Below are 2,880 nucleotides of genomic sequence, written 5' to 3' on the forward strand. Positions count from 1 at the left end.
GCTGGTACCGGCGCTCCAGGAGACCATCGAGGCGGCAGACACCAACACCGATGCCGCCGCGGTCGGCACCCTCCGCCGCGACGAGGGCGGCCTTGACCGGTTCCTGCTGTCCGCCGCCGAGGCGTGGGTCCTGGGCGTCGACGTCGACCTCCTCTCCGGCGCTGACCCGGACGCCGGAGCCGTCCAGCGCCGCACGGTCCCGCTGCCGACATATCCCTTCCAGCGCCGCCGCTTCTGGCTCGACGCCCCAGCCCGCACAGCCGACGTCGTCGCAGCCGGACTCGGCGTAACCGGGCATCCGCTCCTCGGCGCCGCAGTAGAGTTCGCCGACGGCCAGGGCGTGCTCCTCACCGGACGACTCGGCCTGGACGCCCAGCCATGGCTGGCCGACCACGCAGTCGACGGCACCGTACTGCTCCCCGGAACAGCATTCGTCGAACTCGCCCTCGCAGCCGGCAGCCAGACCGGCTGCGACGTCCTCGACGAACTGGTGTTGGAGTCGCCCCTGCTGCTCGACACCGACGCCGCAGTGATACTTCAGGTCCGCGTGGGACCGACGGACAGCGCTGGCGTATGCCTGGTGAGCGTCTACTCGCGCCCCGCCGACACCGACAGCGAGTGGGTCCGCCACGCAAGCGGATCCCTGTGCACGTCGGCCCCAGGCGACAGCGCCGCGCCACGCTACGCCGACCCCGCGCCGACCGATTCCGACGCTTCGCCGCGGTTCTCCGGCGGGCCGAACCCGGCGCCCGACAGCACCTTGCCACGCCCGGCCGCCTGGCCCCCGCCGGGCGCCCGCGTCATTCCGCTCGACGACCCCTACGCCCGCCTGGCCGAGCGCGGCTACGAATACGGCCCAGTGTTCCAGGGCCTGGTCGCTGCGTGGGCGGTCGGTGACGCCGTCTACGCCGAGGTCGCGCTTGACGAGGCCGGGCGCGCCGCCGCGACCGACTTCGGGCTGCACCCGGCTCTCCTGGACGCGGCGGTCCACCCCGTGGTCCTGGGCCTCCTCGGCGACCGTGATCCGGGCCTGCTGCCGTTCTCCTTCGCCGGCGTGCGCCATCACGCGGTCGGCGCGGGCACCCTCCGCGTCCGCCTGGCCCCCGGCCCCGCCGCCGGCTCGGTCACCCTCACCGCCTGGGACGGCGCGGGCGACCCGGTGATCGAGGTTGGCGAGCTGCTGCTCCGCCCGATCGGCGACACCGGCTTGGCCGGACGTGCCCCAGCCCGCCGAGGGCTCTTCGAGGTGGAGTGGGTACCGGTCTCGACACCGGCGGACGGAGCTTTGCCGACGGGCGGGTTCGCAGTGCTCGACGACACGGCGTCCGACCGGACCGGACACGTGTTCCCCACGGTCACAGCTCTCTGCGACGCACTCGCCAACGAGCGATTCGCCGCAGCCGTCCTCCCGGCCCGCCGCACCGACGCCGACCCACTCGACCCGCCAGCAGCAACGCGAACCCTCCTTGGCCGAGTCCTCACCGCGGTCCAGCACTGGCTGGCCGACGAGGGCACCACCGACCTCCCCCTGATCGTCCTGACCGAGGGGGCGTGCGCCGACGACCCCGCCGCCGCAGCAGTCTGGGGTTTGATCCGCAGCGCGCAGACCGAGAACCCCGGGCGCTTCATCCTGGCGGATGTGCATGAGGATGTGGATGCGGATAGCGCGTCGACATCGGGTCGCGGTGCTGAGGCCGCTGCCCCGGTCGCCGCGTCGCCGGCCCCCGACTCCGTCCTCGCCGACCTCCTGGCCATCGCCGAGCCGCAGATCGCCGTCACTCCGGACGGCTACCGCATTCCCCGGCTGACCCGCGTGGCCGCGCCCGCCCCGAACACTTCGCCTCCGGTGTCGTCACCCTTCGAGTCTGGCGGTCCGGTGCTGATCACCGGTGGTACCGGCGTGTTGGGTCGCTTGCTGGCCCGGCATCTGGTGTCGGTTCACGGGGTTCGCGAGCTGGTGCTGGTCAGTCGTTCCGGCGTCGTCCCTGACCTGGTGGCGGAGCTGGCGGTGCTGGGCGCGCGTGTGGTCGTCGAGTCCTGCGATGTCGGTGACCGGGCGGCTGTCACGGAGCTCTTCCGTCGGCACGGCCGGTTCGCGGCCGTCGTCCATGCGGCCGGCGTCCTCGACGACGCGACCGTCGCCAGCCTCACCCCGGCGGCGCTTGACGTGGTCCTGCGTGCCAAGGCGGACGCGGCGTGGCGCCTTCACGAGCTGACCGTCGATGATGCCAGTCCCCTGATCCTCTTCTCCTCGATCGCGGGCACGCTCGGGAGCGCGGGCCAGGCCGACTACGCCGCCGCCAACCTCTTCGTCGAGGCACTCGCGGTGCGGCGGCGGCGCGCCGGGCTGCCCGGGCTGGCGCTGGCGTGGGGTCAGTGGGCTGATGCCAGTGGCCTGACCGGCGGGCTGAGCCGGGTCGATCTCGCCCGACTGGCTCGCGCCGGGCTGGTTCCGATGGCGGCCGAGTACGCTCTCTCGCTGTTCGACGCCGCTCTCGGGGTGGACAGTCCTGTCCTCGTCGCCGCTCGCCTGGACGAGACCGCGCTCGGCGTCCGCGCCGCGGCCGGGGACCTCCCGTCCCTGCTCCGCACCCTGGTCCGCACTCCGGCCCGCCGCGCGGTGGACGCGGCCGTGGCGGTCGGCGGAGACTCGTTCGCCGACCGGGTGCGTGCGCTCCCCGAGGCGGAGCGGGCCGATGCCGTCCTGACGGCCGTCCGGGAAGGCGTCGCTGCGGTCCTGGGCCATTCCAGCGCCGCGGACGTCGAGCCGCTCCGGGCCTTCTCCGACCTCGGGTTCGATTCGTTGACGTCGGTGGAGTTGCGTAATCGTCTGGGTGTGGTGTGTGGTCTGCGGCTTCCGGCGACGGTGGTGTTCGATCG

Annotated in this window: 1 protein-coding gene; it reads left to right on the top strand. The window is 73.4% G+C overall.

Going from position 1 to position 2,880, the window contains the following annotated elements; genetic code table 11:
• Positions 1-2,880: type I polyketide synthase (locus ACFC09_RS45945; RefSeq protein WP_376539168.1), on the top strand; the 2,880-nt coding region annotated here is incomplete at both ends.

Source organism: Streptomyces sp. NPDC056161 (assembly GCF_042268025.1).
Lineage (GTDB): Bacteria > Actinomycetota > Actinomycetes > Streptomycetales > Streptomycetaceae > Streptomyces.